Raw genomic sequence first — 22394 nt, forward strand, 5'->3', positions numbered from 1 at the left:
GGGAGGACAGTGGGATGGAGAAAGCGCTCTGGTATCTGCTGACGGCGACGCGCGGCGGCGCCAACCGGGCGCGTATCATCGACGCCCTCTCGGACCGACCGATGAACGCCAACGAACTCGCCGACGAACTCGACGTGGGCTACAAGACGATCAGGCATCACATGGAACAGCTTGAGGACCACGACGTAGTCGAGTCCGGCGACGAGGAGTACGCCAAACTCTACTTCCTGACCGACCGGTTCGACAACTACCGCGATACCTTCGAGGAAATCGTGGAGAAGATGGACGAATGACGGGGACAGATATAGAGAGGTGTCGCTGATGGCGATGGGACCGCTCATCACTGCCGCGGCAGCGCTCGCGGGACTCAACGTCCTATTGCTGCTCCCGCTGCTTGGCGTCTGGGTCCGCAACTACGCGACGTTCCGGACGGGACTCGTCGCCGGTCTCATCGCTTTCGCCGTCGCGATGCTCGCCGAGAACGCCATCGCGGTCTACTTCTTCTTCTCGATGCAGAGCTTCTACGCCGGCGATCCACACGTCCAGCAGGCCGTGCTGGTCCTGCGCTCGCTGCAGTTCGTCGCGATTGCTGGACTGAGCTACACCACGCTGCGGTAGCGCGATACCGGGAGTCCCGCAGTGGTGTTGGCGATTCGTTCGGGCTCGGACCACGAGTACTGTACCGCCACGAAGACGAACACGTTCGGGACAAGCGCCTGACTGGCAGGGACCGTCGTCGAACGTATGAGCACAGATCACCAGGAGTCGGTACAGGAACTCGACGTTCGGGACGTCGACGGAGAACCGTTCGAACAGATCATGAACGCCCTCGATTCCGTCGGCGAGAGCGAGGCGCTCCGGCTGGTGAACAGTTTCGAACCGGTGCCGCTGTACGACGTTCTCACGAGAAAGGGATACCAGTACGACACGGAACAGGTCGCCGACGAGGAGTGGCACGTCACGATCCGGCCGGAGTGAGATGCGTCCCGAGCGCGTCTCGCGGTGGTTCGTCACCGCCAGCGCGCTGTTTTTCGTCGGCTTCCACGCCGCGATGGCGGTCGCCGCGCCCCGCCGCGTCGTCGTCACGCTCGGCCTGTACGGGTTCGTCCTGCACGTCCTGTTCGGAAAGGCCTACGCGCTCGTACCGTCGTACTTCAACCGGGACCTCGCGTGGGATCGGGGGCCGGCCGTGCAGTTCCCGCTGTCCGTCCTCGGTACAGCAGGGCTAGCGCTCGCGCCGTTCGGTCCACCGTGGCTCCAGCCCGTCGGAACCACGCTCTGGGCAGGCGGCGTCGCGGTGTTTCTCGGGACGGTGGGGTGGACGATTCGCGGCAACGTCACCGGCGCGGCGACTGGGACCGGCGGTCCAAACGCCCATCGGGAGCCGGTCGACCGAACCGCCAACGTCGCGGTCCCGATAGCGCTCGGCTACCTCGCACTCGCAGCCGGTGGCGCGCTCGCTACCACTGCCGGCTTCGAGTCGATGCTCCCCCAGCAACTGTCGCACTTGCTCGCTGCGGGGACGGCCGCGCTGTTCGTCTTCGGTGTCGGCTTCCGCCTGTTTCCCCGGTTTCTGGTCGCTGAAGCGCCGCGACCGGTCGTTACGGTTGTCATCGTTGCCGGCGCTGTCGGTCCCGCGCTGCTGGGCTTCGGACTGTTCGACCGTCGACTCCTCCTCATCGGTGGCATCATGGAAGCAATCGCAGTCGTGGGCTTTGCGCTGTCGTATATCGGGCTCTTCCTGCGGTCGGAGCGCCGTCGCGTCGGGTTCTACGTGGTGCTGGTGGCGGTCGTGGCCGGAGTCGTCGGTATCGGACTCGGACTGACTATCGCCGCAACCGGTCGGAGCCCGGCGCTGGTCAGCGCACACTATCGGGCGATGCTGGCGGGCTTTCTCGGACTCACCGTGGTCGGGGCGGCATTCCAGTTCTACCCACCGGCGGTCGGCGTCTGGCCCTACGCGAACGACCGGACAGCGCTGGTGACGATTGGACTGCTCGGTGGTGGGCTCGGCGTTCAGCTACTCGGTCTTATCGGTCGGTTCGGCTGGATAATATCGGTCGGCACAGCGGCTGGAGCTCTCGGTGCACTTCTCTATACGTATCTCCTGTTAGCGGCGTTCGCCCGTCGATGGCAGTAGTAGCGACGCGCTGTGGGCCTACTCCGCGATGATACTGTCGAGCAGTTTCGTCTGGGCGGCTGCGAGGTGTTCAGCGAACGTCGAGACGGAGATATCCAGTTCCGACGCCACGTCACCGGCGTTGGCCCCTTTCGGATACTCGAAGTACCCCATCTCGACGGCGGTTTCGAGTACCTCCTGTTGCCGGTCGGTGAGTTTACTTCGGTCGACGAGGATCGAGTCCACCGGGTCAACGTCGCCGTTCCGCCGCATCGACCGGAGCGAGACGCCGTCGTACAGTTCTTTCAGCCGTGTCACGATAGCGCGCACCCGGTCGACATCGGGAGCGTGGAAGGTCAGGTGGAGCTGTCCGCCCTCGGCGCGGATATCAGCGACCGGACAGTCGTATGTTTCGACCGCCTCGCAGACGCACTCAGTTCGCGACCGTGAGAACTGGTAGCGGGAACCGTTGCCCGTCGCGAACACCTTGTCCATGTCCTCCCGGGCCTCGATTGCCCCTTCGTCAGTGCCCGTCGCGGTGAACTCTTCGATGACTTGCCCGTCTTCATCTGGGCTGCTTCGGGCGACGTCGGTCACGGCCGCGCCCGCCTCGTCCGAGACGCTCGCCACCGGACAGGCCCCAGGGGTGTCGACCGACAGCTCCACTCTAATGCCGGAGTCGCTCATATGAGTTACTGTGACACCACATTACAAAACGGGCGAGGCGCGTTCCCACGGAGTGAAAAACCCCCTCAATCTGCTGGGTGCTGATCGGGAACCGACCCCTCGAACCCATCCGGCTGATAATCACAGAGGGGGTCCGCCGCCAGCGGGTCCCCCGTCGTCGCGTACGCTCGCGACCGACTGCCGCCACAGACTGTTCGGTACCGGCAGGCCCCGCACTTGCCTGTCAGCGCGTCGTCGTCCCTGAGCTGCTGGAACAGCGGTGAGTCCCGGTAAATGTCCACGACGCTTTCCTCTCGAATGCTGCCCGCCGATTTCGGAAGGAACCCGGAGGGGAACACCTCGCCGGTGTGGCTCACGAAGGCGAACCCCTTGCCAGCACGAATACCCATCCGGCGTTTGAGCCCGCTGGCTCCCTCGTCCTGCTTCTGCATCGCGACGCGCCGGTAGTGGGGCGCTTCGGTCGTCTTGAGGCCGAACGGTGCCTCGTCGCTGACCTCGTGGAGCCACGACAGTACGCGTTCGGCCCGCTCGGGGGCAATCGGCGTCAGGACCCGCCCGCGACCGACCGGGACGAGGAAGAACACCGACCACAGCACCGCATCGAGGTCCGCGACGAGGTCCCGGATCGCCGGCAGTTGCTCGACCGTCTCAGCACAGACGGTGGTGTTTATCTGCAGCGGGATGTCGAGGTCACGGGCCGCCTTGGCGGCCGCCATCGTCGCCTCAAAGCTCCCGGACTCACCCCGGAACGTGTCGTGATATTCGCTGTCGCCGCCGTCGATGGACAGGGCCAGCCGCCGGAGTCCGGCGTCGTCGAGTTCGGCCAGTCGGTCCCGCGTGATCGAGTTCGTCCCGCTTGGGGTCAGCGTCATCCGGAGGCCCTGCTCGGTCCCGTAGTCGATGAGTTCCGGGAGGTCCTCGCGGGCGAGCGGGTCCCCGCCCGAGAGGACGACCAGCTGGCCGTCGCCGAAGTCGCGGGCCTGGTCCAGCAGTGCCTTCCCCTCCGCCGTCGATAGCTCGTCGGGGTGGCGGCGCGGCTGGGCGTCGGCCCGGCAGTGTTTACACGCCAGTTCACAGGCCTGCGTCACCTCCCAGATCAGCACGAGCGGCTGCTCGTCGAGGTCGAGTTTCCCCCGCATCTATGCCTCCCGATGGACGCGGGTGACGTGGCCCCCACAGCCACACTGCTGGACGTACTCCACTGAAATGGTCTCGCCGAACGCCTCCGCCAGCGCATCGAACAGGTAGGTTTCCGGGTGGCCGTGGTCGGCGTGGCTCACCAGATTGACGTGGTTCCCAGCCGTCGTCATCTCGACGGCGTCGATGGCCTGTTCGACGACAACATCGGGGTCTTCGGCGTGTGCGGGCGTCTCCAGGTTCGCCGACCAAGAGTTGTCGTGAACCTCGGTTGTAACCGGAGGCACGTCCTCGTGGGAATGGCTCATATGTACCGGTTGACGGCGGGCGTCCCTCGGTCCTATCCCGAAGATGTTCGGGTTATTATACACAACGGATTGCAGAGAGGAATTCGTCTGAGCGACTTTATCACACGTATTGCTACGACACCCGTTCGACCAGCCAGTCGAACTGCTTGTTCAGTTCCTTCTTGCGCTGTCGTGAGATAACGGTCGAATCGATCATCTCGCCGAGCACCGGGAGGTCGAGCGCGCTGTACTCCGTCGTCGCCGTGACTTCAGTCCCGCCGTCGACGGCCTCGACCGTGTACTCCGTCATCATTGACTCGAAGATGCCCTGCCGTTGCTCGTACCGCAGCACTGCGTCAGTTTCGACGATTTCGAGGTCCAGTTCGATTTCGAAGAGTCCGACACGGTTCGTGATGCCGAGGTCGTCCCCGTCGAGTGTCACCTCGTCGAACCCTGCCGCAAGCATAAACGGCTCCACGTCAGTTATCAGGTCGGTGACTGTCTCTGGGTCGGCTGGGACCGTCCGAGTCAGCGAGACGCGTTCCATACCGGACGGCCAGCGGCCGGCGGAATAAGCGTTCGCCATACCCGGAGATGTTCGGCTCAATGGTTTTGCGCGACCTGATCTCGTGGTGATAGTGTGTGACACCACTCCCCAAGTTTCTTATCCCCATCACGACTATGCGAACATGTTCGGGATTACGGACGCGGGGGTCGGGCGAATATATTCGGATACACCAATGCCACACGCTGAACTCACGCTCACGATTCCGGATGAGATCTGGATCGGCGACATCTCGCGAGCGTACGACGACGCGACGTTTCGCATCCTGTCTGCGCTCCCCGGCGAGGACTCCGGTGTCGGGCTCGCGGAGATCACATCGGACGACCTCCCAGCGGTTCTCCGTGATATCGAGAACCGGGAATCGGTCACGACCCTTGAGATACTTTCACACCGGGACGACAGCGCGCTGATTCAGTTCGAGACGTCGATGCCGCTCCTGCTCTTCCCAGTCCAGGGCTCGGGCGTCCCGCTTGAGATGCCGTTTACCCTGTCCAACGGCGAGGCCGTCTGGGAGATATCAGCGCCACAGGAGCGGCTCTCCGAACTCGGCGAGCAACTGGAGGAGTTCGGCATCTCCTTCAGCGTCGACCGCATCCAGCAACACCTCGAAACCGAGCAGGTGCTCACCGAGAGCCAACTGGAACTGGTACAGGAGGCCATCGACGCGGGCTATTACGACACGCCGCGGGAGTGCTCGCTAACGGAACTGGCGGACCGCGTCGGTATCGCGAAGTCGACCTGCAGTGAAACCCTCCACCGCGCGGAGGAGCAGATCCTGAAACAGTTCGTCTCGGACCTCCCCGCGCGGTGAGGGGAAGTCGAAGCGCGTAATACGCGCCTCTGTGAGAGGTACGACATATGAGTTCCGACGCGGTCGACGAGACGCACGAAAACGCCCGACAGGAGGTCATCGCGGTGGACGCCGACGACAACGAGGAGGGGCTGGTCAATCGGCTCGACGCCCACACCGGCGAGGGGGTTCGCCACCGCGCGTTCACTGCCCTGCTGTTCGACGAGAACGATCGGATTCTGCTCGCCCAGCGCGCGGCGAACAAACGCCTCTGGGACACCCACTGGGACGGCACCGTCGCCTCCCACCCAGTTGAGGGCCAGACACAGGTCGAAGCTACCGAGGAACGACTCGAGGAGGAACTGGGCATTGACCCCTCGCAGTACCAGAACCTCCGCGTGACCGACCGGTTCGAGTACAAGCGCTACTACGAGAACGCCGGCCTCGAATGGGAAGTGTGTGCGGTGCTGCAGGCCACGCTCCACGACACCTCGCTGGAACCGAACCCCGAAGAGGTCGACGGCCTCATGTGGGTCCCCTACGAGCGACTGCGTGAACATCCCGAGTACTACCGCCAGCTCCGCCTCTGTCCCTGGTTCGAGATCGCGATGCGCCGGGACGAGGAACGGTAACGCCGACGGTCAGCATCAGCGCGGGCGGCAGGCATCGCAGTGACGCCGCCCCGACCCGTTTCCTTTTCGGCCCGGCCACCCAACCCCGGGTATGGACGTTCCGCTGTACGACTCTCTCGACGGTCAGGTCGTACTCGTCACCGGAGCCACGCGGGGCATCGGGAAGGCAATCGCCGACGGGCTGGTCGACCTCGACGCAACGGTGTATGCCGGCGCTCGCGATACCGGCGACATCGCGGCCACGGACCGCCAGGCCATCGAACTCGACGTGACCGACGACGACGGGATGGTCGCCGCGGTCGACCGCATCGAGCGTGAGCAGGGACGGCTCGACGTGCTGGTCAACAACGCCGGCGTGATGGACTCACGGGAGCCGCTCGACGAGATGCCGACAGATGTTATCGACCACACCCTCGACACGAACCTCCGGGGGGCGGTCCTCATGACGAAGTACGCCCTCCCGCTGTTGCTGGCCGAGGAGGGCGGCCGTGTCGTCACCATGGCCTCCGGGCTGGGAGCCATCACCGAGAGCCAGTCGGGCGGCACGCCGGCCTACCGCATCTCGAAGACGGGCGTCAACGGACTGACGAAGTACCTCGACGGCGAGTACGCGGCCGACGGCCTCATCGCCAACTCGGTGTGCCCGGGCTACGTCCAGACGGACATGACCGAGGGGAGCGCTCCACGGACGCCCGAAAAGGGGGCTGAGACGCCAGTCTGGCTCGCTCGCTTCCGACCCGATGCACCGAGCGGGCGGTTCTGGCGCGATAGGGCCGAAATCGAGTGGTAGGCAGCCGCGATCAGTCAGCGTTCTCGCTTCCGGCCGTCGCTGGCTCGTCTGTCGCGTGGGCGGGCTCAGCCGCCGGCAGTTGCAGTTCCACAGTCGTTCCCGGCTCGGCCGTATCGGGGAACGACATCCGGCCGCCGAGGTTTCGGACGATCCAGTTGACGAGCCAGAGCCCGACGCCGGAGCCATGTTTGAGCGGCGTTTCGGTTCCCGAGCGGATGACCTCGCGCTCGTGGTCGGTGATACCGGGACCGTTGTCGTGAACGGCCACACGGACGCCCGGCGTTCCGTCGGTCCGCGTCGCCGTAATCTCGACTTCGACAGGACCCCCATCGGTCGCCTGATGTTCGACGGCGTTCTCGACCAGTTCCTCTAGTGCGATGAGGATCGACGGACCGCCCTGTATCCAGAGATCATCCTCGCAGGTGAGCGTGATCGCCACGTCGGGGCGGCGGTCCCGAGCATCGCTCACGACCGATTCCAGCAGCCTCTGGAGCGCTGTCGGGCTGTGCTGTTCGGTCTCCAGGGCCTCGGTGACTCGGCCGATCTTGTTACTGCGGTCGACGATGTCGTCGACTGTGCTGATAATACGGTCGAGTCGCTCGCGTTCGTCGGCGTCGGCTGTGTCCCGGAGCAGGTCCGCGTTCCCTTTGACGACGTTCATCTCGTTCCGGATATCGTGACGGAGCAAGCGGTTGAGCACGTCCAGCCGCTGCTCGCGCTGTCGTCGCTCCGTGATATCTCGGAGGCTGATGAGGTGGCCCGAGACGACGCCGTACGCGCGGTACAGCGGTATCACGCGCACGTCGTAGTACCGGACGCTGCCCTCGTGTTCGAGGGTCGTCTCGGTCTGCGTTCGCTCACCGGGGCCAGGGACCGCCTCGGCGAGTGCAGGTACTGTATGCGGTAGCGAACGGCCCAACAGCGCGTCCTGGTCGCCGTCGAACAGCGCCGTAGCAGCCGCGTTGACATCGACAATGCGGCGCTCGTCGTCGACGATGATGACCAGGTCGTCCATTTCGGTGAAGATCGCTTCCCGGCCCAGTTCCCGGGTCACCGGTGCCACGTCGAGCAGTTGCCCGCGGAGGATGGCGACTGAGAGGACCGCCCCCGAGGCGACGTACCCGAGACTTGTTGGGTTGAACGGAGTCGGTAGCGCACCGAGCACGAACAGCGACTGGACGACCGTCGGGACGGCGATGGCGAGCAACAGTGCGATCCCCTGGCCCTGAAACACCTGATTCGACCGGAACAGCATCCGCAACAGGAGGACACCGCCGGCGAGAATCAACAGCAGTATGTAGGACATGTGCCCCCAGTACATGACTTCGTACGCGGGAGCGAGCGCCACCGACGATGCGGAGACGGATTGTGTCCCATGACCGGACCAGATGAGTTCGTGGGCGTGATTCGACCACACGAGCGTGACAAACACCGCCGGTTCGACGAGCAACAGCGCTGTTCGGCGTTGGGTGAGCCAGTGTGGATGCCCCGTGTACTCGATAACCGTCACGAGCCACGCGACAGGGATGATTACCGAGAGCGTCAGCTGCACCTGGACGAGTCGCTCCATGGTGGCCAATCCCGGCACAGCGAGCTCGATACCGTACGTCACGGCCCAGAGGCTCGCCGCAACGACGAACACTGCCAGCGGTCCTGCGCCCGGCCGGTCCCGGTGGAGCCACACCAGAAAGGCGACGCCCATACCGACGACACCCGACAATAAAACGACAGTAAGCGGCGACAGGACCATTCAGTAGCGTAGTAATGGCGTCCCTGATATAACTATTCTCGGTCACTTCGACTGCGAGCGAACCGCGGACCACACGGCGAGGGCACCAAGTACGAACGCCGGAACGAGCGGGAGTGTGAGATATGCGTCCCGGAGCGTGAGCCCGAAACTGCTGATGACGCCCTGTGCGGACGGCAAAAGCAAAATTGCGCCGGGGACGAACAGGAACGCCACGCCGATCATCCCGACCAGAATCCAGCCGCTCGTCCCGAACTCGGGACCGTCGGCGGCTTCCGTACCCGTCTCACTGTCCGCAGATGGGGCGTTTGCGGACTGTGGCTCCGTGTCGGGACGGTGGACGTAGCCGGACTCGTCGTCAGCCATCGGCACGCACCCCGTCGCGCCCGCTCGAACGGTGCGTCACGATGGGACCTCCCCCGGGAGTACCGACGAAACAACGTGGCTGCATGTCTCGGCATCAGGCAAGCGAGCGCAAAACGCTAACGGTCCCGCTACTGCGACAGACCAGGTGCTTCCTGGCTCGAGATGTCACGCAGGCTCATCCGATGCCCGCTGGATGAAGCGTGTGCGTCCCGCTGGCCCTCCGCGACCGACGAGTCTTCGTACAGTCCCTCGAACGCACACTCATGGCAGACGACGTGGTAGCTCCCAGCCATACATTTTGTTTCATATCGCTATATTTTAAGCCTACCGTTTTCAGATATTATATACATTGCAGTCCCGCAAACGGTCGTCAGGGTATTTATCGACCGCGACCGATGGAGTAGTATGGTGGATTTCCAGTCCCGTGACACACGCCGGGGTCCGACCGACGGGGAAGACGACGAGACAGACGAGGACGAGGGCGAAACGGGAGACGACGAGGAATCCGCGGCAGTCGATACCGACTCCGAGGCCGCCAGTTCAGAGCCAACCGAAGCAACGGATACAGCAGCGGAAAACAACGACAGAGAAGCAAGTGGGGGTGACGGAACGGAGACTTCTGCGGCGGACGACGTGACGGGGGACGGTGACGGCTCCACGTCGGAGCCTGAAGCCGACAGCGCCGTCGCAGAACGAATCGACGAGGCGGTAGAGCAAAGCAGCCATCCAGCCGCCGAAACACAGGACGCTGAAGGGGCCGGCGGGGCGGAGCGACCCGACGAGGGCCCCCACGAAGACCCCCTTTCTGAGACACAGGCAGGCGATCCACCGGAAAACACATCGCAGGCTGAGACGCCGCCGACAGCGGATGAACCACCAGCGCAGACAGTCCCACGGGACGACGCGTCGCAAGAACAGTCGGTTGCCGCCGCCGTCGTCACGGTCGGGACAGCGACGGAAACGGGCGACCCGACGGGCGAGGCGGTAGAGACAGCACTCGAAGCGACCGGACAGACGGTCACCGCCCGCGAGCGCCTGCGAGGGGACTACGACGGCATTCAGGGTGCCGTCGACAGACTAGTCGGGCGCGACGACGTGGAGGTCGTCGTCACCGCGGGGGGCCTCGGCGTCGCCCCGTCGGCGCAGACGCTCGAAGCAGTCCACCCACTGTTCGAAAAGGCCCTGCCGGGGTTCGAGGAAGTGTACCGGAGCCTCCTCTTCGAACAGCAGGGAACCGGTGTCATCGCCATCCGTGCGACTGCCGGGATCGCTGGAGAGACGCCGGTGTTCTGCCTGCCCGCGGACCCGGCAGCGGTTCGTATCGCTATCGACGAGATCATCGCGGCCGAAGCTCCGTCTCTCGTCGCTGACCTGTCCTGAGCCGACACGACGAACTCGCGGTATCAGTCTTGTGACCGTTTAGCCGGCTTAACGTGATATTTTCCGGTTCGTCCCAGGTCGCTAATTTTCCCACTTCCGACGGCTTTTCTCCCGAATATCGGCCGTTTAAACGTTTAAAGCGGCGTGAAAAGTCGTTAACTCCGTCACCCATTGAAGTAGAGACAGCCCACAGGCTCGTGTGTCATGTCCGATCGCAACGCGACACGACGCGGCGTGCTCACGGGTATCGGCGCGACAGCTGCAGCTGCACTGGGTGGGGCGGCCATCTCCGGGACGGTTGCGGCGGCCGGTCCCTGGGAGTCCGTCGAGTCCCCGACCGGGAACACCCTCCACGACGTCGAATACACGGCCACCGGCGCGTACGCGGTGGCGGGTGGCGGTATCGTCCTCGAACGGACTAGCAGGGGCTGGCAGAAGGTCATCGGCGGTGGCCCGACCGGCAACGGGAACAGCCTCTACGGGGCCGATGTAACCGACGACGGCAAGGCCCTCTGGTTCGTCGGTGCCTCGGGCGCTATCGGCGAGTACGACGTGGAATCGGGCGTCCTCACCGACCACAGCGCCCCGATGGACGTGACCAACAACTTCAACGACGTGTCCGTGACCGGGAGCGCCGGCGAGGCGAACGTCTACGTCGCCGGCGACTCCGGCAAGATGTACTACAGCTTCGAGAACGGCGCGAGCGAGACGTGGGACTACACCACGCCCGGCTCCGGGTCGGCCATCAACGCCGTCGACTTCCACGGCGTGCGCTCGGGCCACATCGTCGACGGCAACAAGAGCGTCTTCGCCACCGACGACGGCTCGACGTGGAACAAGATCGGCCTCGCCGACGCCAACGTCAACTTCTACGGCGTCGACTCCGACGGCCCAGATGACGTGTGGGTTTCCGGCGGTGGCGGGATGATTTTCCACTGGAACGGGTCCGAGTGGACGCCGACCGACACGGGCGACGTCGGCCTGCGTGACATCGAGGTCACCGGCGACGACAGCACCGGCTACACGGTCGGCGGCGGTAAGGTGTACGCCCTCGGCGATGGCGGCTGGACCCAGGAACAGACGCCCGCTGGCGAGAACCTGAAAGCCATCGTCCGCGGCGGCACCGACATCGCGGTCGGTTCGGGCGGGACTATCCTGGAGCAGTAGCGACGGTACAGTAGGGCAGGCCGGTTCGAGACCGCGGTGCGCCGGAGCCACTGACTTTTCACCGACCCCCTCCAACACCCTGCATGGACGACATTCAGGTCCAGGGTACGTCGGTCCCCGCACTCGGCCTCGGGACGTGGCAGCTCACCGGCCAGTCCTGCCGTGAAACCGTCGAAACGGCGCTGGATATGGGCTATCGCCACATCGACACTGCACAGGCGTACGGCAACGAGCGGCAGGTCGGACTGGGGATGGACGCCGCCGCGGTCGACCGCGAGGACGTGTTCTTGACGACGAAGCTCGACGGCTCCAATCGCGACGAGCGGAGCGTCCGCCGGTCGACGCGGGAGAGCCTGAACAAACTGGGAACGGACTACATCGACCTCCTGCTCATCCACTGGCCGAACACCCCGTGGATGGCATCCCTGTCGGAGACGCTCGGGGCGATGAACGACCTCGTCGAGGAGGGGCTGGTCCGGCACATCGGCGTCAGCAACTTCTCGCCGTCGCTGCTGGACAAGGCGCGGGACATCTCCGCGGCCCCTATCTTCACCGACCAGGTGCAGTACCACCCCTACTGGGACCAGCGGAAGCTACTCGACTACTGTCGCATCCACGACGTGCTCCTGACTGCCTACAGCCCGCTCGCCCGCGGCGGCGTCCTCGACGACCCCGCGCTCGTCCAAGTGGGTAACAGGTACGGGAAATCCCCGGCGCAGGTCGCGCTTCGGTGGCTGGTCCAGCAGGACGGCGTGGCCGCGATTCCGAAAGCGTCCAGCCGCGACCACCTCGAAGCGAACATGGCTGTCTTCGATTTCGAACTCACCGACGCGGAGATGGAGCGGATCCGGGACCCGTCGAAGGTCAAGACTGGCGTGCAGTTCGTCCGGTCGCAGTTGCCGTTCTGAGCACCACAGTTGACTGGTTCTGCGGTCACACCGATTCGTCAAGCGTTTTGACGCCGCCGTTCCAACCCCGCGCTATGGTAACGGCGCTCGCCGATGATATCTGGTGGTACGACCTCACGGGCGTCAACGCAACGCTCGTCGACGACGACGGAGCGCTAACGCTCGTGGACACCGGGCTTCCCTGGCACGGCAACGCGCTCATCGCCGGCCTGAGCGACGCCGGCTACGAACTCCGGGACCTGGACCGCATCCTCCTCACGCACTTCGATCTCGACCACGTCGGCGGGCTGTCGGCCTTCGACGGCATCGACGTGACTATCTACGTCAGGGAGCGGGACGCCCCGCTGGTCACCGGCGAGCAGGCTCCGCCGCTGGGCAACCACAAGGGAGCGTTCCAGCGACTCGTCTCGCCGTTCCTCGACGCGCCGGACAACGACGTCGTCCCCCTCGCCGACGGCGACACCGTCGGCAGTTTCACTGTCTACGATACCCCTGGCCACACGCCGGGGCACGTCTGCTACGTCAGCGAAGACCATTCGCTTGGACTGCTGGGTGACCTCGTCCGGGAGGACAGCGGCCGCTTCGAGCCCTCGCCGTGGCTGGTGAGCTACGATACCGACGCCGTTGCTCGGAGTATCAGAGACTTCGCCGAGCGCGCACCGCGGTTTGAACTCGCTGTGCCGGGCCACGGCGTCCCCTTCGAGGAAGGGGGTTCCGCGAAACTCAGTAAGCTGGCAGCGACGCTGTGAAACGGCTGGCCTAGTCGCTACTGAGCCGGCCGGCCACGAAGTCTTGGCCGCCCAGCCCGACCGCCAGCGCGAACCCGATCCCGACGGGGAACACGACCGCGAGCAACAACACGGCGAGCAGCAGCGAGTCGACGCCCGCGAGGTTGAGCGCGATAACGGCGGTAAACAGGTAGACGAGCGCCTGCAGCGTTCCCGAGAGGAGCGGCTTCGAGACCCACTCTTCGGCGGCATCGACCGACGTGATCACGTCGGCGACGTGATCAGCAACTAGTGCCCCCAGAACGAGGACGACGAGGGCACCGACCAGGGTCGGCGCGTAGGTCAATCCATCACGGAGCAGGGCCGCGACGGGAGCGATAGTGAGCGTCGCCGCAGCGACGTAGACGGCCGCCGCGTAGACGTAGTACTCGACGACTAGACCAGCCACTCTGCCAACGGTGCCGCTGTCAGCGTCGAGCAGCTGTCCGAGGTGCGTTTCCGGGAAGTTCTCCGTGATACCGGGACTGGAGACGAGGCCGGGGACGAGCGTGCCCAGCAGTCGGCCGAGACCGAACCCGACGACCAGGAACACTGCGGCGGCGACGATGTTCGGAACGTACCCGAACAGCGTCGCGGCAAGCGTCCGGAGCTCGCTGATGTTCAGCGTTCTGACCGCCGCAAGAACAGCGACCAGATAGACGAGATATCGGGCGAGCAGACCTGCTGCGGACGCGACCGGGTCCGACTCCGCTGTGACGGCAGACACCGGCGTTTCCTCGGCGCGGTCGTCGAGCCCGCGTTCGAGCGTCCAGTCGTACACCGCGCTGTCGAGGTACTCGCCGACCCCGTAGCCGATGGCGAGGATGACTGCCGCAATCAGTATCGTCCCGACGGCCGATACGCCGTCGGCGATAAGTGTTGACAGATATTTGGCAATTCTATTAGCGACGTTCGCTTGCAGCAACAGCGGTCGTTCCGTCACGGCCTGAATCGCTAGCATAGGTGTATCCGGTAGTTACTCTCTTAATCTATCTATTAAATCCGTCGAAGAATATGTTAAATTATGCCCTTCAACAGCAAGAGGGTGCGGCCGGACCGGCTGTTGGTACTGCTGGGCGGACACCATAGACACGAAAAGACCGGGCGAGCCTACAGTTCCTCGGCGACCGCCTCGGCGTCAAGCAGGTCCGGGTCGACGACGAGGTCGGTCTGTCGGCTGGCGAAGTCCGGCAGAGAGCCCGCCGCGTAGACGACGACCCGCAGGTCGGGGGCGAGGTCCTTGGCGACGGCGATGGAGGTCGCCTGTGACATCTCGGTCAGCAGGTAGACGTCGGCCTCGTGGATGCCGGCCTCCTCCAGCCCGGGTCGGTTGCCCACATCGGCGACCATCACTGTGTGTCCTTCGGCTTCGAGTGCGGCCGTGAGCCCGTTCGGGTCCGTGCCGACGAGAACGACGTTCATTCGTACTCGATAGTCGCTGGCGGTTTATGAGTCACGTCGTAGACGACGCGGGCGACGTTCTCGTGCGCCCCGGTGATGCGCGACTGGATGCGCTGGAGCGTGTCCCAGTCGAGTTCCTGTGCGCGGGCGGTCATCCCGTCCCGGCTCTCGACGGAGCGGACGGCGACGACCCAGCCGTGGACGCGGTTGTCGCCCTTGACGCCCGTGGCCTTGCCGATGACGGCGGCCAGCGCCTGCCACGGCTCGTACTCCTCCAGTTCCTCCTCGACGACGTGGTTGGCCTCGCGGGCCACTTCCAGTTTCTCCTCGGTGACTTCGCCGATGATGCGGACGGCGAGGCCGGGGCCGGGGAACGGCATCCGCTCTGAGATTATCTCCTCGAGGTCGAGCGCCCGGGCGACCTCGCGGACCTCGTCCTTGTAGAGGTCCCGCATCGGCTCGACGATGCCCTCGAAGTCCACCACTTCGGGCAGGCCGCCGACGTTGTGGTGGCTCTTTATCGTCCCCTCGCTCTCGATGCGGTCGGGGTAGATGGTCCCCTGAACGAGGTAGTCGGCGTCGACGTCCTTCGCGACAGTCTCGAACTCCCGGATGAACTGCTCGCCGATGATGTGACGCTTCTCCTCGGGGTCGGTCTCGTCGCCGAGCGCATCGAGGAAGCGGTCCTGGGCGTCGACGATCCGCAGCGAGTCCATGTAGCTGAACGTCTCGCGTATCTGGTCGGTCTCGCCTTTCCGCATCAGCCCGGTGTCGACGTAGACCGGGGTGAGCTGGTCGCCGATGGCCTCGTAGGCCAGCGCGGCGGCCGTCGAGGAGTCGACGCCGCCCGACAGTGCGATGACGGCGTTCTTGTCGCCGATCTCGTCGGCGATCTCGGCTTTCGCGTCGGCGATGAACTCGTCGACGTTCACCATCAGTGGCTCACCTCCTCAGTCGTCACAGTGTGTGGATCGTCGCCGAGCACCGCTTCGAGCAGGCCGACGAAGGGCGGGCTGGCGCGTGTCGGTCGGGAGCGGAACTCCGGATGGAACTGCGTCCCGATGAAGTACGGGTGGTCCTCGGGCGCGAGTTCGAGTATCTCCATACGGTTTTCGGCGTAGCCAGAGAACTTCAGCCCGGCGGCTTCGAGGTCGTCGATGTACTCGGGATTGACCTCGTAGCGGTGGCGGTGCCGCTCCGTACAGGACTCCCCGCCGTACAGCGTCGCGGCAAGCGTGTTCGCGTCGATTTCGGTTTCGTGAGCACCCAGCCGCATCGTCCCGCCCATGTCCTCGATCTCGTACTGCTCGGGCAGGATGTCGATGACGGGGTGTGGGGTGTCTTCGTCCAGTTCGGCGGAATGGGCGTCGTCGAGGTCCAGTACGTTGCGGGCGTACTCGACGACGGCCATCTGGAATCCGAGACACAGCCCGAGGAATGGGATATCGTTCTCGCGGGCGTACCGAATCGCCTCGATTTTACCCTCCGTACCACGGGCACCGAAGCCACCCGGCACGACGATGGCGTCGGCCTCGCGCATCCGGTCAGCGTGGTGGTCGTTCATCTTCTCGGAGTTGACCCATTGGACGTTCACGTCGACGTTCTTCTCCAGGCCGGCGTGTTTCAGCGCCTCGTGGACGGACATGTAGGCGTCTTCGAGGTCGTACTTGCCGACGAGGGCAATATCGACTTCGCCCTCGGTGTTCTGGGTGACAAGGTCGCGCCAGCGGTTCTCCCGCTCGTCCTCGGGCAGGGCTTCGGTCGCGATGTCGAGTTCCTCCATCACGTACTGGTCGAGGCCTTCCTCCTCGACCATCAGCGGGACGTGGTAGATGTCGTCGACGTCGGGATTCGAGAAGACGGCTTCCGTCGGCACGTCACAGAACAGCGCGATCTTCTCTTTCGTGTCGATATCGAGTTTGTCCGAACAGCGGCCGACGAGAATGTCGGGCTGGAGCCCGATAGAGCGCAGTTCCTTCACGGAGTGCTGGGTCGGCTTGGTCTTCTGCTCGCCGTTTTTCGAGTAGGGAACGAGCGTGACGTGGGTAAAGAGAATATCGTCCTCGTCTTCCTCGTGGGCGAACTGACGGAGCGCTTCGAGATACGGCATCCCCTCGATGTCGCCGACGGTGCCGCCAACCTCGATGATACAGACGTCGTTTCCTTCGGCGGCCTCGCGGATGCGGCGCTTGATGTCGTCGGTGATATGCGGGATAATCTGGACCGTGCGACCGAGGTAGTCGCCGGACCGCTCCTTCTCGATGACGTGCTGGTAGGTCTTCCCCGTGGTGACGTTGTGGTCGAAGGTCATGTCGATGTCGAGGAAGCGCTCGTAGTTCCCCAGGTCGAGGTCGACCTCCCCGCCGTCTTTGAGCACGTACACCTCGCCGTGCTGGAAGGGATTCATCGTACCGGCGTCGACGTTCAGATACGGGTCAATTTTGACCGCTGTAACGTCGAACCCGGCGTTTTTGAGTAATCTACCTGTGCTGGCGGCGGTGATGCCTTTCCCCAGGCCAGACATCACGCCACCGGTGACGAAGATGAACTTCCGACCCAGTTCCGGGTCGTAGTCCGTTTCGGGTTCGGTCGGCATACCGACGGTGAACCCCGCGTAGTCTAAACGGTTTCGGAGCGCGCACTGTTCGCCACCCCGTCGCAGTGTCAACGGGGCTACAGTGACGGCTGTGTGAGGACGCGCCATGCCGCCACGAGAACAGCCAGCGTCAGCGCCGAGAACAGCGCATCACCGGGACTAGAGCCGATGGCGATGAACAACAGGTAGCCGGCGACGAATCCACCCAGAAGCGAGACGACGCCGTGCCGTGTCGAGTGCGACACCGCCGCCCTGGTTCGTGTTGACATAGTTCATTATTTATCAGTATATAGTATAAATGTACCTTCGGCTGGTCGTCAGGACTTGAGCACGCCGGATTTGATAGCGACGTAGGTCCCGAGGCCCCCCAGCGAGGCGAGGACGAGCGCCCGGGCTGGTCCGCCCGCGACGAGCGCCGTCTGCATCAGGACTAGCAGCGCCACCAGTGTGGCGATAAACGAAACGGCAGCGAACGCAAGCGGGCGGTTCATGATCGGAGATTGGGCCGACAGCGCCTCTGTCTTTCGATACTGTCCGGTAGTCTCGGGTCCCGGCAGTCGGATGCAACACCGGCTACAGGTGGTCACGGAGAAACGGCCCAACAGTCTCACCGACACGGCCGCTCTGGCCGACGAAGTGGTGGTCGGCCGGCAGTCGCTCGACGGCCTGTCCCAGTTCGGTGGCCCGGTCGACGACCGGCTCCCAGTCCACAGTGTCGTCGCGCTCGCCGACCACGACCTGTACCGGGCAGTCGATAGCGTCGAGCGCGGCGACAGCATCGAGATGGGCGGTCAGTCCGGCCGGCGGAGCGAGGACGGAGAGGACCGACGGCTCGGACTCGCTATCGAGTTCGGCGGCCGCACAGAGCGCCACAGCTGCGCCGAAACTGTAGCCGAACAAGCCGACAGCGTCGGCCCGCTCGCTCGCCCACGCCAGGGCGTTCTCGGCGTCGACCCGCTCGCCGCGGCCCTCGTCCCACGCGCCGTAGTCGAAGCGGAGACAGCCGACATCAGGGGCCAGTGCGTCGCTAACCGCGTTCAGGCGCGTGTCCGACCGCTTACCGCCGTACTGTGGATGGGGCGGGCACGCAACGACGATAGCGTCCGACCCGGGTCGGTCGAGCGTCGCGGTGACGTCTCGCCCGCCCGGAATCCCGACGGTAGTCATACGTGTTCACTCGCCAGCCCTCTGTAAGAAATTTAAGGTTGGAGAGACCAATGCGCATATATGGGAATCCTCTCGCGCGCGTCGTACGTCATCCGCTCGAAACTCAACGCCGTCCTGAACCGAGCGGAGGACCCGACAGAGACCCTCGACTACAGCTACGAGCAGTTGCGTGACGAACTGCAGGACGTCAAGCAGGGAATCGCGGACCTGACGACCCAGAAGAAACGACTGGAGATACAGAAGCGCCGCCTCGAAGAGAACGTCGAGAAGCACAACGAGCAGGCGCGCCAGGCCGTCGAGCAGGACCGAGAGGACCTCGCCCGCCAGGCGCTGGAGAAGAAAAAGCAGAAGATGAGCCAGATCGAGGATCTGGAGGGCCAGATACAGGACCTGCAGAGCCAGCAGGACCAGCTAGTCGAGCAGAAAGACGAACTCCAGAAACAGATCGAGCAGTTCCGGACCAAGAAGGAGACGATGAAGGCCCGCCACGAGGCCGCCAAGGCGTCGGCGCGCGTCAACGAGGCAATGACCGGCGCTGGCGACGAGATGCAGGACATCAATCAGGCTATTGAGCGCGCGGAGGAACGCACCGAGGACATGGAGGCCCGCTCGCAGGCGATGGACGAACTCCGCGAGGATGGCGTCCTCGAAAGTCAGATATCGGATGAGAGTTCGCTGGAGCGGGAGCTTGAGGAAGTCCGACAGAAAGGCTCAGTCGACGCCGAACTCGACACGCTGAAAGCCGAGATGGGCAAAGCCGAGGACGGCGACAGCGGGTCAAGCGACGCGGACGTCTCCGAGGCCGAACTGGAGAAGGAACTCACGGACGAGAGTACGCAGGTCGACGTCGACGAGAGCGAGGTCGAGTCAGAACTCGACGAACTGAAAGAAGACGAAAAGTAGCGCCGCCGCCGCGGGATTTTTACAGCGGCCAGACGACAGACACCGAGAGCGTCGTGACGACGCACAGAAGGAGCTGTAGCGGGCCGCCGACGCGCAGGAAGTCGGTAAAGCGGTACCCGCCGGGGCCGTACACCATCAGGTTCGTCTGATAGCCGATGGGTGTCAGGAACGCCGTTGCGACTGCGAACGTCACGACGACGAGGAACGGGAACCCGGCGACGCCGATCTCGGCGGCGGTGGCGACGGCGATCGGGATCATCAGCACGACGGTCGCAGCCGGAGTGATGACGCTGGCGAGGACGGCCGTCAGGAGGTACACCAGCGCCAGCAGCGCCAGCGGCGGGAGGACGCCGGCCGCGTCAACGAGGAGGCCACCGACGAACGCGGCCCCACCGGTCGCTTGCATCGCCTGCCCCAGCGGGAGCAGTCCGGCAAGCAGGAACACGATGTTCCAGCTCACCGCGTCGTAGGCCTTCGATGCGCTCAGCGTGCCGGTCGCGACCGTGGCGACGACGCCGCCGAGTGCGGCGATGTAGATTGGAAGCAGATCCAGCGCCGCGAGCGCGATGACTGCGAGCAGGGTCGCGAGCGGGACCGCCGCCGCGGCGTCGAGCGACGGCGGGCCGCCGTCGAGCGCGTCGAACAACTCCGGGGGACCCTCGGTCAAGACCAGGTACCCCTCGTCCTGCAGGTGGCCCACCTCGTCGAGAGGCGTCTGGAGCAAGAGCAGGTCGCCAGCGGACAGCTCGACCGCCGCGAGGTTCTCGTGGATGATCTCGTCGCCGCGGCGGACGGCGAGGACCGTCACGTCGAACCGACTGCGCAGTTGCACGTCGGCGAGCCGCCGCCCGCGGAGCCGGGACTCCCTGTGAATGACGGCCTCCGCGAGAACGGCCGGATGGCCACTCTCTGCCAGGAGGTCCGCCGTGACGGACTCGCGGGCGAGGTCCCGCAGGTCGAGCGTCTGGGCGAACTGATTGACGGCCTGTCGGTTCCCGCGGACGGTCAGCACGTCGCCGGGTTCGAGCGGTCGGTCGGTGGCCGTCGCGAAGAACGACTCGCCGTTGCGGTCGATCTGGAGCACATCGATGTCAAGCGGGTCGCTCGCGGCGAGGACCTGTTCGACGGTGGCCTCGGTCGGCAGCGACTCTCCCGCATCGACTACGTCCGCGACTGCTTCGACCACGTCGTCGGGGACACCGCCTTCCAGCGCCTCCTGCACCGTCAGTCCGACCAGCGGCGACGAGTCCCGCACCTGTAACTGCGACAGGTGGCGGTCCATGTCGAACTCCTCCGTGAAGTCGGCCGCGGGGTGGACCCGTTCGGGAACGAGCGCCCGACCGACTGTCAGCAGATAGGCCACGCCGACGGCGAGGATGACGACGCCGACGGGCGTCAGCGAGAACATCGAGAACGGTCGGCCAAGCAACTGCGCCGAGAGGTCGCTGGCGAGGAGGTTCGTCGAGGTACCGACCAGCGTGAGCGTCCCGCCGAGCATCGCGGCGAAAGAGAGCGGCAACAGCAGGTTCGACGGCGAGATACCGTATCGCTCCGAGAGCCCGGTGACCAGCGGGATGAAGACCGCGACCACCGGCGTGTTGTTGACGAATCCCGCGCTGACGCCCGTCGTGCCCACGATGGCGGCGAGCAGGCGCTGCTCGTCGCCGCCGGTCAGCGCCGCCAGTTTGCCAGCTAACCAGTCGACGACGCCGGCCGACTCGACGCCGGCGCTGAGGATGTACATCGCGACGATAGTGACCACCGCCGGGCTGGCGAATCCCTCGATGGACGTCCGTGCCGGGACGCCGGTGTACGGTTCCAGCACGACCAGCGCGACGAGGACGGCGACGGCTGTCATGTCCGGGGGTAGCCACTCGGTGACGAACAGCGTCAGGGCGGCGGCGACGAGCGCGAAGACCACGAGCGCACCCGTCGAGAGCGGGGCCATACCACTTCCCTCGGTGGATGGGGGCAAAAGCGTCGGGGGCGATTCCGGCCGATCACCCCGCCGGCGGACGGCTGTGACAGGCGACCGGTCTCACTCCGGGTTCGGCGCGTAGCCCGCTCCGACGCGAAGCGTGAGGGCGCGCTCGCGCACCGACAGCGACAGCGTTTCGTGCGTGCTGAGTTCGCCGTCGCGGCTGAACGTCAGTTCGTCGCCGTCGCCGCTAACCGAGATCTCGTCGGCCCGGACGTGGGTCACCCCGTCGGTGTCGAGCGCCAGCAGTCGCTGGCCGATGGCCTCCGCGACGAGGTTGCCCGTGGGCATTTGTTCGACGATAGCCACGTCGAGCAGGCCGTCTTCCATGTTCGCCTGCCCGCCCTCTGCGACGAACTTGCGGGCGTTGCCCACCAGCAGGCACGTAGCCTCGCCCGACCACGTGAACGGGCCGTCTTCGCCGACGGCCTCGATAGTAAGGTCGAGCCCGTCGAAACGAAGCGCTTCCTGTGCCCCGGTGATGAGAAACGCCAGCGTGCCGAACCGTTCTTTGAGCTCCCCGGGGGTCGAGACGCTGGCGTCGGCGGGGAGCCCGGCGATACAGGAGACCAGAAACGGCTCGTCACCGGCGACTCCCACGTCGACCGTTCGTGTCTCGCCGGTGTCGGCGATTTCGACACCGTGTTCGATGTCCGTGACGCCGATGTTCCCGGCCAGGAGGTTCGCCGTTCCGGCCGGGATGACGCTCAGCGTCACCGAGTCGAGGTGGCCGGCGTCGTCGAGCCCACGGATGACCTCGTTCACCGTCCCGTCGCCGCCACAGACGGCGACCTCCGAAGCTTCGGCTCGACCCGCCTCGCGGCCGAGTTCGACCGCGTCGCCCGCCGCCTCGGTTTCGTACACCTCGAACCCGCGCGCCGCCATCAGCCGCGGGACGTAGTCGGCGTGCTCGCCGTCGCCACTGACGGGGTTGAGGATACACCGACGCGAGCCAATCTGCATGGTACTAGCGAGTCCGGTCCGGCACTTATACCGTGGTGATGTGC

The 22394-nt window shown here is 65.0% G+C and carries 28 protein-coding genes; 12 read left to right on the top strand and 16 right to left on the bottom strand.

Features of this window, described 5'->3' with window-relative positions; genetic code table 11:
- Positions 1–14 precede the first annotated feature (14 nt).
- From Har1131_RS14120 to Har1131_RS14135, 4 genes are all read left to right on the top strand, one after another.
- A complete protein-coding gene (locus tag Har1131_RS14120) occupies positions 15–293 on the top strand; it encodes a winged helix-turn-helix domain-containing protein (RefSeq protein WP_004593670.1) in 279 nt (92 codons plus the stop codon).
- Between the two features lie 28 nt (positions 294–321).
- Entirely contained in the window at positions 322–618 is a 297-nt protein-coding gene (locus tag Har1131_RS14125) for a hypothetical protein (RefSeq protein ID WP_008310576.1), read from the top strand.
- Positions 619–744: 126 nt separating this feature from the next.
- A complete protein-coding gene (locus tag Har1131_RS14130; RefSeq protein ID WP_008310578.1) occupies positions 745–978 on the top strand; it encodes a DUF2249 domain-containing protein in 234 nt (77 codons plus the stop codon).
- A 1-nt stretch (position 979) separates the two neighbouring features.
- Positions 980–2140 (top strand): hypothetical protein, encoded by a 1161-nt coding sequence (locus tag Har1131_RS14135; protein WP_151146928.1) that lies wholly within the window; start codon positions 980–982, stop codon positions 2138–2140.
- A gap of 18 nt (positions 2141–2158) precedes the next feature.
- Here Har1131_RS14135 and Har1131_RS14140 read toward each other — a convergent pair whose 3' ends face one another.
- From Har1131_RS14140 to Har1131_RS14155, 4 genes are all read right to left on the bottom strand, one after another.
- Entirely contained in the window at positions 2159–2806 is a 648-nt protein-coding gene (locus tag Har1131_RS14140) for a helix-turn-helix domain-containing protein (protein ID WP_023843143.1), read from the bottom strand.
- Between the two features lie 65 nt (positions 2807–2871).
- A complete protein-coding gene (locus tag Har1131_RS14145; protein WP_050037619.1) occupies positions 2872–3945 on the bottom strand; it encodes a radical SAM/SPASM domain-containing protein in 1074 nt (357 codons plus the stop codon).
- Positions 3946–4251, bottom strand: coding sequence for a CGCGG family rSAM-modified RiPP protein (locus Har1131_RS14150; RefSeq protein WP_008310586.1), 306 nt, complete (start codon positions 4249–4251; stop codon positions 3946–3948).
- Positions 4252–4363: 112 nt separating this feature from the next.
- Complete coding sequence (locus Har1131_RS14155) at positions 4364–4777, bottom strand: SRPBCC family protein (protein WP_174878656.1); 414 nt, start codon at positions 4775–4777, stop codon at positions 4364–4366.
- Between the two features lie 193 nt (positions 4778–4970).
- Between Har1131_RS14155 and Har1131_RS14160 the strand changes: the two genes are divergently transcribed.
- The 3 genes from Har1131_RS14160 (at position 4971) to Har1131_RS14170 (ending at position 7007) form a co-directional block, all read left to right on the top strand.
- Positions 4971–5606 (top strand): helix-turn-helix domain-containing protein, encoded by a 636-nt coding sequence (locus Har1131_RS14160; RefSeq protein WP_008310589.1) that lies wholly within the window; start codon positions 4971–4973, stop codon positions 5604–5606.
- 47 nt (positions 5607–5653) lie between these two features.
- A complete protein-coding gene (locus Har1131_RS14165) occupies positions 5654–6217 on the top strand; it encodes an NUDIX domain-containing protein (RefSeq protein ID WP_008310591.1) in 564 nt (187 codons plus the stop codon).
- A 91-nt stretch (positions 6218–6308) separates the two neighbouring features.
- Positions 6309–7007 carry an SDR family NAD(P)-dependent oxidoreductase gene (locus Har1131_RS14170; RefSeq protein WP_050037618.1) on the top strand — a complete coding sequence of 233 codons (699 nt, stop codon included), beginning with the start codon at positions 6309–6311 and terminating at the stop codon, positions 7005–7007.
- A 10-nt stretch (positions 7008–7017) separates the two neighbouring features.
- Here the strand turns inward: Har1131_RS14170 and Har1131_RS14175 are convergent, their stop codons facing one another.
- From Har1131_RS14175 to Har1131_RS21840, 3 genes are all read right to left on the bottom strand, one after another.
- Positions 7018–8757: a histidine kinase N-terminal 7TM domain-containing protein gene (locus tag Har1131_RS14175; RefSeq protein WP_151146932.1), complete on the bottom strand. Its 1740-nt coding sequence runs from the start codon at positions 8755–8757 to the stop codon at positions 7018–7020.
- A 42-nt stretch (positions 8758–8799) separates the two neighbouring features.
- Positions 8800–9120: a hypothetical protein gene (locus Har1131_RS14180; RefSeq protein ID WP_014039655.1), complete on the bottom strand. Its 321-nt coding sequence runs from the start codon at positions 9118–9120 to the stop codon at positions 8800–8802.
- 128 nt (positions 9121–9248) lie between these two features.
- On the bottom strand, positions 9249–9413 hold the full coding sequence (locus tag Har1131_RS21840) for a hypothetical protein (RefSeq protein ID WP_023843142.1): 165 nt from the start codon (positions 9411–9413) through the stop codon (positions 9249–9251).
- Positions 9414–9525: 112 nt separating this feature from the next.
- Here Har1131_RS21840 and Har1131_RS14185 point away from each other — a divergent pair, with 112 nt between their 5' ends.
- The 4 genes from Har1131_RS14185 to Har1131_RS14200 all read left to right on the top strand — a co-directional run bounded on the left by Har1131_RS14185 (position 9526) and on the right by Har1131_RS14200 (position 13324).
- Positions 9526–10500 carry a molybdopterin-binding protein gene (locus Har1131_RS14185; protein WP_058990877.1) on the top strand — a complete coding sequence of 325 codons (975 nt, stop codon included), beginning with the start codon at positions 9526–9528 and terminating at the stop codon, positions 10498–10500.
- Positions 10501–10704: 204 nt separating this feature from the next.
- On the top strand, positions 10705–11667 hold the full coding sequence (locus tag Har1131_RS14190) for a hypothetical protein (protein WP_050037617.1): 963 nt from the start codon (positions 10705–10707) through the stop codon (positions 11665–11667).
- Between the two features lie 83 nt (positions 11668–11750).
- Positions 11751–12575, top strand: a complete 825-nt coding sequence (locus Har1131_RS14195; protein ID WP_050037616.1) for an aldo/keto reductase — start codon at positions 11751–11753, stop codon at positions 12573–12575.
- 74 nt (positions 12576–12649) lie between these two features.
- Positions 12650–13324 carry an MBL fold metallo-hydrolase gene (locus Har1131_RS14200; protein WP_050037615.1) on the top strand — a complete coding sequence of 225 codons (675 nt, stop codon included), beginning with the start codon at positions 12650–12652 and terminating at the stop codon, positions 13322–13324.
- Positions 13325–13334: 10 nt separating this feature from the next.
- On the opposite strand, the gene Har1131_RS14205 is transcribed toward Har1131_RS14200, so the two are convergent.
- The 7 genes from Har1131_RS14205 to Har1131_RS14230 form a co-directional block, all read right to left on the bottom strand.
- Complete coding sequence (locus Har1131_RS14205; protein WP_014039650.1) at positions 13335–14303, bottom strand: hypothetical protein; 969 nt, start codon at positions 14301–14303, stop codon at positions 13335–13337.
- Between the two features lie 149 nt (positions 14304–14452).
- Positions 14453–14764, bottom strand: coding sequence for an NAD-binding protein (locus tag Har1131_RS14210; RefSeq protein ID WP_151146935.1), 312 nt, complete (start codon positions 14762–14764; stop codon positions 14453–14455).
- Positions 14761–15678, bottom strand: a complete 918-nt coding sequence (guaA, locus tag Har1131_RS14215; RefSeq protein WP_008310611.1) for a glutamine-hydrolyzing GMP synthase — start codon at positions 15676–15678, stop codon at positions 14761–14763. Before guaA ends, Har1131_RS14210 begins: the two co-directional genes overlap by 4 nt.
- Complete coding sequence (locus Har1131_RS14220) at positions 15678–17339, bottom strand: CTP synthase (RefSeq protein ID WP_044951697.1); 1662 nt, start codon at positions 17337–17339, stop codon at positions 15678–15680. Before Har1131_RS14220 ends, guaA begins: the two co-directional genes overlap by 1 nt.
- 77 nt (positions 17340–17416) lie before the next feature.
- Positions 17417–17608: a hypothetical protein gene (locus Har1131_RS14225; protein ID WP_008310615.1), complete on the bottom strand. Its 192-nt coding sequence runs from the start codon at positions 17606–17608 to the stop codon at positions 17417–17419.
- A 48-nt stretch (positions 17609–17656) separates the two neighbouring features.
- Positions 17657–17830 carry a hypothetical protein gene (locus Har1131_RS21845; protein ID WP_014039646.1) on the bottom strand — a complete coding sequence of 58 codons (174 nt, stop codon included), beginning with the start codon at positions 17828–17830 and terminating at the stop codon, positions 17657–17659.
- Between the two features lie 82 nt (positions 17831–17912).
- Entirely contained in the window at positions 17913–18506 is a 594-nt protein-coding gene (locus tag Har1131_RS14230) for an alpha/beta hydrolase (protein ID WP_014039645.1), read from the bottom strand.
- A gap of 60 nt (positions 18507–18566) precedes the next feature.
- Here Har1131_RS14230 and Har1131_RS14235 point away from each other — a divergent pair, with 60 nt between their 5' ends.
- Positions 18567–19409: a PspA/IM30 family protein gene (locus Har1131_RS14235; protein WP_014039644.1), complete on the top strand. Its 843-nt coding sequence runs from the start codon at positions 18567–18569 to the stop codon at positions 19407–19409.
- Positions 19410–19428: 19 nt separating this feature from the next.
- On the opposite strand, the gene Har1131_RS14240 is transcribed toward Har1131_RS14235, so the two are convergent.
- Together Har1131_RS14240 and Har1131_RS14245 are read right to left on the bottom strand one after the other, a co-directional pair.
- Entirely contained in the window at positions 19429–21357 is a 1929-nt protein-coding gene (locus Har1131_RS14240) for an SLC13 family permease (protein WP_146417563.1), read from the bottom strand.
- A 90-nt stretch (positions 21358–21447) separates the two neighbouring features.
- Positions 21448–22350, bottom strand: a complete 903-nt coding sequence (locus Har1131_RS14245; protein WP_064288268.1) for a diacylglycerol kinase family protein — start codon at positions 22348–22350, stop codon at positions 21448–21450.
- Positions 22351–22394 lie beyond the last annotated feature (44 nt).

The organism is Haloarcula sp. CBA1131 (genome assembly GCF_008728975.1).
In the GTDB taxonomy this organism is placed as follows: Archaea; Halobacteriota; Halobacteria; order Halobacteriales; family Haloarculaceae; genus Haloarcula; species Haloarcula hispanica.

Excerpts from the sequence above, each read along its gene's own strand:
- Har1131_RS14245 (WP_064288268.1), bottom strand. The coding sequence starts at position 22,350 with ATGCAGATTGGCTCGCGTCGGTGTATCCTCAACCCCGTCAGTGGCGAC.
- Har1131_RS14205 (WP_014039650.1), bottom strand. The coding sequence starts at position 14,303 with ATGCTAGCGATTCAGGCCGTGACGGAACGACCGCTGTTGCTGCAAGCG.
- Har1131_RS14220 (WP_044951697.1), bottom strand. The coding sequence starts at position 17,339 with ATGCCGACCGAACCCGAAACGGACTACGACCCGGAACTGGGTCGGAAG.
- Har1131_RS14145 (WP_050037619.1), bottom strand. The coding sequence starts at position 3,945 with ATGCGGGGGAAACTCGACCTCGACGAGCAGCCGCTCGTGCTGATCTGG.
- guaA (WP_008310611.1), bottom strand. The coding sequence starts at position 15,678 with ATGGTGAACGTCGACGAGTTCATCGCCGACGCGAAAGCCGAGATCGCC.
- Har1131_RS14225 (WP_008310615.1), bottom strand. The coding sequence starts at position 17,608 with ATGTCAACACGAACCAGGGCGGCGGTGTCGCACTCGACACGGCACGGC.
- Har1131_RS14230 (WP_014039645.1), bottom strand. The coding sequence starts at position 18,506 with ATGACTACCGTCGGGATTCCGGGCGGGCGAGACGTCACCGCGACGCTC.
- Har1131_RS14140 (WP_023843143.1), bottom strand. The coding sequence starts at position 2,806 with ATGAGCGACTCCGGCATTAGAGTGGAGCTGTCGGTCGACACCCCTGGG.
- Har1131_RS14135 (WP_151146928.1), top strand. The coding sequence starts at position 980 with ATGCGTCCCGAGCGCGTCTCGCGGTGGTTCGTCACCGCCAGCGCGCTG.
- Har1131_RS14155 (WP_174878656.1), bottom strand. The coding sequence starts at position 4,777 with ATGGAACGCGTCTCGCTGACTCGGACGGTCCCAGCCGACCCAGAGACA.
- Har1131_RS21845 (WP_014039646.1), bottom strand. The coding sequence starts at position 17,830 with ATGAACCGCCCGCTTGCGTTCGCTGCCGTTTCGTTTATCGCCACACTG.
- Har1131_RS14125 (WP_008310576.1), top strand. The coding sequence starts at position 322 with ATGGCGATGGGACCGCTCATCACTGCCGCGGCAGCGCTCGCGGGACTC.
- Har1131_RS14120 (WP_004593670.1), top strand. The coding sequence starts at position 15 with ATGGAGAAAGCGCTCTGGTATCTGCTGACGGCGACGCGCGGCGGCGCC.
- Har1131_RS14240 (WP_146417563.1), bottom strand. The coding sequence starts at position 21,357 with ATGGCCCCGCTCTCGACGGGTGCGCTCGTGGTCTTCGCGCTCGTCGCC.
- Har1131_RS14170 (WP_050037618.1), top strand. The coding sequence starts at position 6,309 with ATGGACGTTCCGCTGTACGACTCTCTCGACGGTCAGGTCGTACTCGTC.
- Har1131_RS14160 (WP_008310589.1), top strand. The coding sequence starts at position 4,971 with ATGCCACACGCTGAACTCACGCTCACGATTCCGGATGAGATCTGGATC.
- Har1131_RS14190 (WP_050037617.1), top strand. The coding sequence starts at position 10,705 with ATGTCCGATCGCAACGCGACACGACGCGGCGTGCTCACGGGTATCGGC.
- Har1131_RS14130 (WP_008310578.1), top strand. The coding sequence starts at position 745 with ATGAGCACAGATCACCAGGAGTCGGTACAGGAACTCGACGTTCGGGAC.
- Har1131_RS14235 (WP_014039644.1), top strand. The coding sequence starts at position 18,567 with ATGGGAATCCTCTCGCGCGCGTCGTACGTCATCCGCTCGAAACTCAAC.
- Har1131_RS14195 (WP_050037616.1), top strand. The coding sequence starts at position 11,751 with ATGGACGACATTCAGGTCCAGGGTACGTCGGTCCCCGCACTCGGCCTC.
- Har1131_RS14185 (WP_058990877.1), top strand. The coding sequence starts at position 9,526 with ATGGTGGATTTCCAGTCCCGTGACACACGCCGGGGTCCGACCGACGGG.
- Har1131_RS21840 (WP_023843142.1), bottom strand. The coding sequence starts at position 9,413 with ATGGCTGGGAGCTACCACGTCGTCTGCCATGAGTGTGCGTTCGAGGGA.
- Har1131_RS14175 (WP_151146932.1), bottom strand. The coding sequence starts at position 8,757 with ATGGTCCTGTCGCCGCTTACTGTCGTTTTATTGTCGGGTGTCGTCGGT.
- Har1131_RS14165 (WP_008310591.1), top strand. The coding sequence starts at position 5,654 with ATGAGTTCCGACGCGGTCGACGAGACGCACGAAAACGCCCGACAGGAG.
- Har1131_RS14150 (WP_008310586.1), bottom strand. The coding sequence starts at position 4,251 with ATGAGCCATTCCCACGAGGACGTGCCTCCGGTTACAACCGAGGTTCAC.
- Har1131_RS14200 (WP_050037615.1), top strand. The coding sequence starts at position 12,650 with ATGGTAACGGCGCTCGCCGATGATATCTGGTGGTACGACCTCACGGGC.
- Har1131_RS14210 (WP_151146935.1), bottom strand. The coding sequence starts at position 14,764 with ATGAACGTCGTTCTCGTCGGCACGGACCCGAACGGGCTCACGGCCGCA.
- Har1131_RS14180 (WP_014039655.1), bottom strand. The coding sequence starts at position 9,120 with ATGGCTGACGACGAGTCCGGCTACGTCCACCGTCCCGACACGGAGCCA.